This is a genomic window from Stenotrophomonas sp. GQ19, assembly GCF_059758695.1.
The window spans coordinates 249,566-255,565 of the sequence record NZ_JCAXES010000007.1 but is presented as its reverse complement, the minus strand read 5'-3'; the positions used below and the strand labels follow the sequence as shown (position 1 = coordinate 255,565).

5 protein-coding genes are annotated in these 6,000 nt (G+C 67.7%); 2 read left to right on the top strand and 3 right to left on the bottom strand.

All coding sequences use genetic code 11. The features are described 5' to 3' along the window. Positions 1 to 130 precede the first annotated feature (130 nt). The 3 genes from AC6CHL_RS14715 to AC6CHL_RS14705 all read right to left on the bottom strand — a co-directional run bounded on the left by AC6CHL_RS14715 (position 131) and on the right by AC6CHL_RS14705 (position 2,930). Positions 131 to 310, bottom strand: coding sequence for a hypothetical protein (locus AC6CHL_RS14715; protein ID WP_447591519.1), 180 nt, complete (start codon positions 308 to 310; stop codon positions 131 to 133). Between the two features lie 147 nt (positions 311 to 457). Next, positions 458 to 2,215 carry a M28 family metallopeptidase gene (locus AC6CHL_RS14710; RefSeq protein WP_498295041.1) on the bottom strand — a complete coding sequence of 586 codons (1,758 nt, stop codon included), beginning with the start codon at positions 2,213 to 2,215 and terminating at the stop codon, positions 458 to 460. Between the two features lie 52 nt (positions 2,216 to 2,267). Beyond that, on the bottom strand, positions 2,268 to 2,930 hold the full coding sequence (locus AC6CHL_RS14705) for a DUF4097 family beta strand repeat-containing protein (RefSeq protein ID WP_038690946.1): 663 nt from the start codon (positions 2,928 to 2,930) through the stop codon (positions 2,268 to 2,270). A gap of 97 nt (positions 2,931 to 3,027) precedes the next feature. Here AC6CHL_RS14705 and AC6CHL_RS14700 point away from each other — a divergent pair, with 97 nt between their 5' ends. Both AC6CHL_RS14700 and AC6CHL_RS14695 read left to right on the top strand, forming a co-directional pair. After that, complete coding sequence (locus AC6CHL_RS14700) at positions 3,028 to 4,353, top strand: murein hydrolase activator EnvC family protein (protein ID WP_498295039.1); 1,326 nt, start codon at positions 3,028 to 3,030, stop codon at positions 4,351 to 4,353. Positions 4,354 to 4,477: 124 nt separating this feature from the next. After that, positions 4,478 to 5,926 (top strand): S41 family peptidase, encoded by a 1,449-nt coding sequence (locus AC6CHL_RS14695; protein WP_038690942.1) that lies wholly within the window; start codon positions 4,478 to 4,480, stop codon positions 5,924 to 5,926. Positions 5,927 to 6,000: the final 74 nt, after the last annotated feature.

The window sequence follows — 6,000 nt, the reverse complement described above, 5'->3', positions numbered from 1 at the left end:
AAAACCCCGCTGCTCACGCAGCGGGGTTTTTTCTTTGTGCGCTTCCGGACGCGCGTAGAGCCGACCGTTGGTCGGCTGCACGCCGCACCGGCATTGCGGCGCACCACGTGGAGCCGACCAACGGTCGGCTCTACCCGAGGGTGATGCGCACGAATGCGTCTGCCGGAAAATGCGCGGCGTTGCCGACGCTTCGCGGATCTCGCTGGAAGACACACGTGAAGCTGACGCCGGCATTGCCTGTGTTGCATTGGCGCATGGACGCCTGATGCCGCGCGCCTGACATCGCTGGCGTTTCGCCGATCACGGTCATGCCATCACCGGGCGCGGTAGCGACAACGGCGGTCGATCAGGATGCGACCCCATCCGGTCACACTTCCGACGCTCCATTGGCGACATCCACCCACAAAAAAACGGCGCCCCGTAGGGCGCCGTTTCTGGTTCAAGCACTGACTGAGGCTTACTTGTTGGCCGGTGCCGGTGCCGGTGCCGATGCAGGTGCCGGCGCACCTGCCGCCCCAGCCTTCGGCGCCATCATCGCGTCGCGGGCCGCCTTGAACGGGTTGCCCTCGTACCAGTTCGGCCAACGGTCGCCGCCGGCCAGTTCCTTGCCTACGCCGTACAGCAGCTGCAGGTCTTCCACCGTGCCGTCCAGCTTCCAGGTGGCCGCGTCGAACTCATCCTTCGGCCCGTGATAGCGGTCGCGGCCGTAGGCCTCGGCGGCCTTGCGGCCGGCCTCGACGCCACCGTCGCGCAGGTCTTCGCCGCCGTCGGCATACAGGGCCGGCACGCCGGCCTTGGCGAAGTTGAAGTGGTCCGAACGGAAGTAGAAGCCGCTCTGCACCGCGGTCTCGCCATGCAGGGTACGGCCCTGGTTGGCGGCCAGCGGCTTGAGGATGTCTTCCAGCTCCGAGCTGCCGAAGCCGGTCACGGTGAGGTCCTTGGCGCGGCCGGCCACCGACATCGCGTCGATGTTGATCACCCCGGCAATCTTGTCCAGCGGGAAGGTCGGGTGGCTCACGTAGTACTTGGAGCCCAGCAGGCCCGACTCCTCCAGCGTCACCGCCAGGAACACCACCGAACGCTCCGGCGGCGGCTGCTGGTGTGCCATCGCATCGGCCACTTCCAGGATGCCGGCCACGCCGGTGGCGTTGTCTACCGCACCGTTGTAGATGTTGTCGCCCTGCTCACCCTCGTGCTTGCCCAGGTGGTCCCAATGGGCCATGTACAGCACCGCTTCGTCGGCCCGCTTGCTGCCCGGCAGCACGCCAACCACGTTGCGCGACTTCTTCTCGGCGATGGTGCTCTTCAGGTCGAAGGACACCTTGGCCTTCAGCGACACCGGCTTGAAGCCGCGCTTGCTGGCGTCCTTGTAGGCCTTGTCCAGATCCAGACCGGCATCGGCGAACAGCTGGCGGGCCGCTTCTGCACTCAACCAGCCCTGTGCGGGGATGCGGGCTTCCGGGTCATCCTTGGCCGGCAGGTCGTACTGCGGGCCGGCCCAGGAGTTCTTCACCACGTCCCAGCCGTAGGAAGCACCGGCGGTGTCGTGCACGATCAGCGCCGCGGCGGCGCCCTTGCGGGCGGCTTCTTCGAACTTGTAGGTCCAGCGCCCGTAATAGGTCATGCGCTTGCCGTCGAACAGCTTGGCATCGTCGACGTGGAAGCCCGGGTCGTTGACGAACATCACCACCGTCTTGCCCTTCCAGTCCTGCCCGGCGTAGTCGTTCCACTTCTGCTCCGGCGCATCCACGCCGTAGCCGACGAACACCAGCTCACTGTTCTCGACCTTCACTTCGGGCTGGCCGCTGCGGGTGCCGATCACCATGTCGGTGCCGAACTTCAGGTCGCGCTGCTTGCCCGCCTGGTCCAGCTTCAGCACCGTCGATTCGTCGGCGCTGGTTTCGGTCATGGCCACGTCCTGGAACCAGCTGTCGCCGTTGCCCGGCTGCAGGCCGATGCGCTGCATCTGGTCGCGGATGTAGTTGACGGTCAGTTCTTCGCCCTTGCTGCCGGGGGCACGCCCCTCGAACGCGTCGGAGGAGAGGGTTTTGACCAGCTCGCCGAAATCGGCGGCGTTGATGTCGGGCGAGAACGCGTGGCCAGTGGCGGCCACCGGCGCCGGCGCGGCGGCCGTGTCGACAGGTGCGGTGGCTTCGCCCTTGCACGCGGTCAACGCGGCGGTGGCAGCAAGGCACAACAGAAGTTTGCGGGGCATCATCGATTCCTGGGTACAAGGGGCCGGTGCCGACAGGCACCGGAAGAGGGTATCAATCCTGGGGCGCGGCGTCGGTATCGAACGTCTGCGGCTGGGCGCCGCTGACCGGACCGATGTGCGCGCTGCGGTGGACATACAGGGTGACGTCACGGTCGAACTGCAGGCTGCCGCTGACACTGGCATTGGGGCCGACGATCACGCGGGGCTTGCGGTTGCCGGTCAACGACAGGCTGAAGTTGGGCTTCTTGACCCGGATGCCGCCCTGGACCTCCGAGCCGACGCCGACGGTGATGTCGCCGTTGACCGTTTCGATGTTGCCGTTCAAGCGCGTCTCCACCAGCCCGATGCCGCCATTGACGGTTTCCATGTTGCCTTCCACCACGCTGCCACGGTCGACGAAAATGCTGCCGTTCACCGTTTCCACGTTGCCGGCGGCGACCACGTCGCGGCCGATCCGCACGTTGCCGTTGACGGTGGACACGCCGGTGGTGCGGGCGCGGTCGTCGATCCGGATGCTGCCGTTGACCGTCTCGATCTCACGGGTGACCACACCCTCTTCGACCGTCACACCGCCATTGACGGTCTCCAGGTCGCCGTAGGTCTGGCCGGCCGACGCACGGATGCTGCCGTTGACCTTGCTGATGTCTTCGCTGGCGAAGGCAGGTGCGCACGGCAGCACCAGGGCCAACAGCAGCGCGAGTGGAATATGTTTCATGGTGACCTCATGTCCGGTGTGCGGCTGGCAGGCCGCCTGTTGGGATGTCACCATGCATCGCTACAATCCGCATCTGCCTGAAGTCACTGGAAAGCCCTTGCGCCACAACGCTTTGTCCTCACGCCGGAATAACAAACCGACGCCCGGTCGCCGCGGGGGTGTCGTCCTGCGCGCGTGGGCGCACTGGCTGGTGCTGGCGCTGGCGGTCCTGGCAATGGGGCCGGTGTCGGCACAGAGTTCAAAGGAAGCCGAGCGCAAGCTGCAGAAGCTGCGGTCGGAGTTGAAGGGCGTGGCGCAGGAGCGCCGCACGCTGGAAGGCCAGCGCGGCCAGGCCTCGCGCCAGTTGCGCGACGCCGACGAGAAAGTGGCCCGAACCGGCCGCGTGCTGGCCCAGACCGAAACCGCCCTGCAGCGCGAAACCCGCGCCATGGAAGAGCTGCAGCGCAAGCGCAGCGACCTGCAGGCCGGCATGACCAAGCAGCGCGAAGAACTGGCCTCGCTGCTGCGGTCGGCCTACCGCATCGGCAACAACGCGCCGTTGAAGCTGCTGCTGTCGCAGGACCGCGTGGCCGACGCCAACCGCAGCCTGGCCTACCATCGCTACCTGCAGCGCGAGCGTGCCCGCCGCATCCAGCTGCTCACCCACGACCTGGCCGAACTGCAGGCCGTGGAAGCGCAGATCGTCGAACGCCGGCAGGCGCTGGAAGGCACCCGCCAGCAGCAGAAGCAGCAGGTGGCGACCCTGGCCGACGACCGCCGCAACCGCGCGGCCACCGTGGCCAGTCTGGACGAGCGCTACAAGGACCGCAGCGAGCGCGAAAAGGCGCTGGGCCAGGATGCCAAGGCGCTGGAAACGCTGCTGGCCAACCTGCGTGCCGCCGCTGCCCGTGCCGAGGCCGAGCGCCGGGCGGCTGCCCGCCGCGCAGCGGCCGAAAAGGCCGCCGCCGAGAAAGCGGAGAAGGCCGCAGCCGCCAACGGCACCCGCCCACCGCCGCGACCGGGCAAGACCCCGCCGGCGGTGGCCTCGGCGCCGCCGCCCAAGGTGGGCGGGCTGGGCTGGCCGTTGTCGGGCAACCTGCTGGCGCGCTATGGCGGCAAGCTGCCCGATGGCCGTACCAGCAGCGGCGTGCTGATCGGCGCCGCGGCCGGCAGCACGGTCACCGCCGTGGCCGATGGCACCGTGGTGTTCTCCGACTGGATGACCGGCTACGGCATGATCCTGATCGTCGACCACGGCAATGGCTACATGAGCCTGTACGCACACAACGACACCCTGCTGCGTGATGCCGGCGCCACGGTCAAAAAGGGCGATGCGGTGGCCAAGGTCGGCAACTCCGGTGGGCAGGGCGTGACCGCGCTGTACTTCGAGCTGCGCCGCAACGGCCAGCCGGTGGATCCGGGCAGCTGGCTGCAGCGTCGCTGACAGCCAGCCCAACGGCAGGCGCCTGTCGCACACCGGGTTCAACGGGAATTTATCGTCGCTTCGCGCATAATCGGGCGACGCACCTGGTGCGTGTTTTCCGTCCCCCGCCGACCTGGAGTGCTTCATGCGCGTAGCCCGTACCGCCACCTTGCTGCTGGCCCTGTTGCCCGCCGTGTCATGGGCGCAGCAGACCCGCGAGGCCGCCAGCAGTACCAGCGACGCAGCCAGCAACGAAGAAGCGGTGACATCGCGGGTGCCGCTGGAAGAGATCCGGCGCTATGTGGCGGTCTACAACGCGGTACGCGCCGCCTATGTGGACCCGGTGGACGACAAGAAGCTGATGCAGTCGGCCATCCGTGGCCTGTTGCTGGACCTGGACCCGCACAGCACCTATTTCGACAAGGAAGACGCCGAGGCCTTCGATGAGCAGGCCACCGGCGCCTACGACGGCATCGGCGTGGAGCTGCAGCAGCAGCCCGACAACAGCAGCCTGAAGGTGATCTCGCCCATCGACGACACCCCGGCCGCCAAGGCCGGCATCCTCGCCGGCGACCTGATCATCGCCATCGACGGCAAGCCGATCAGCGCCATCGAAGCCACCGAACCGCTGCGCGGGAAGGCGGGCAGCAAGGTGGTCCTCACCCTGGTGCGCGAGGGCAAGCCCAAGCCGTTCGATGTCACCGTGACCCGCCAGACCATCCGCGTGACCAGCGTGCGCAGTCGCATGCTGGAACCGGGCTACGGGTACATCCGCCTGAGCACGTTCCAGGCCGACACCGGTGCCGATTTCCAGAAGCACGTGGGCCAGTTGCAGCAGCAGGCGGGCGGCAAGCTCAAGGGCCTGGTGCTGGACCTGCGCAGCAACCCGGGCGGCTTGCTCACCGCAGCAGTGCAGGTGGCCGATGACCTGCTTGAGAAGGGCAACATCGTGAGCACGCGCGGCCGCATCTCGATCAGCGATGCCCGCTTCGACGCCACCCCGGGCGACCTGCTCAAGGGCGCGCCGGTTGTGGTGTTGGCCGACGCAGGCTCTGCCAGCGCCTCCGAAGTGCTGGCCGGTGCGCTGCGCGACAACGGCCGCGCCCGCGTGGTGGGCAGCCGCACCTTCGGCAAGGGCTCGGTGCAGACCGTGCTGCCGCTGGACAACGGCGATTCGGTCAAGCTCACCACCGCGCGTTACTTCACCCCCAGTGGCAAGTCGATCCAGGCCACCGGCATCGTGCCCGACGTGGTGCTGCAGCCGGAAAAGCGCGAGGGTGAGGACGACCTGCCGGCCAGCCTGGCCGACTACAGCGAAGCGACCCTGCCGGGCCACCTGCGCGGTGACGAAGAAGGCACCGAGGGCTACAAGGCCGGTGACGTGCTGTCCGGTGATGGCCCGATCAATGATGCGCTGGCCGAGTTGAAGCAGCCCGGTTCGGTAGTGGCCAAGCAGAAGGCGGACGCCGCCAAGGCAGCGGCGCAGAAGAAGCCGGACGCGAAGAAGCCGGCAGAGGTGAAGCCTGCAGAAGCGAAGCCTGCAGAAGCGAAGCCTGCAGAAGCGAAGCCGACGGACGTGCCGACCAAACCCTGACCGGTAGTGCCGGCCGCTGGCCGGCTCTGCAGTCATCCAACTGCGCGGGGAGCCGGCCAGCGGCCGGCACTACC

Bases quoted from the DNA above. Each gene is read 5' to 3' on its own strand.
- AC6CHL_RS14710 (WP_498295041.1), bottom strand. From the start codon at position 2,215: ATGCCCCGCAAACTTCTGTTGTGCCTTGCTGCCACCGCCGCGTTGACC.
- AC6CHL_RS14705 (WP_038690946.1), bottom strand. From the start codon at position 2,930: ATGAAACATATTCCACTCGCGCTGCTGTTGGCCCTGGTGCTGCCGTGC.
- AC6CHL_RS14715 (WP_447591519.1), bottom strand. From the start codon at position 310: ATGACCGTGATCGGCGAAACGCCAGCGATGTCAGGCGCGCGGCATCAG.
- AC6CHL_RS14695 (WP_038690942.1), top strand. From the start codon at position 4,478: ATGCGCGTAGCCCGTACCGCCACCTTGCTGCTGGCCCTGTTGCCCGCC.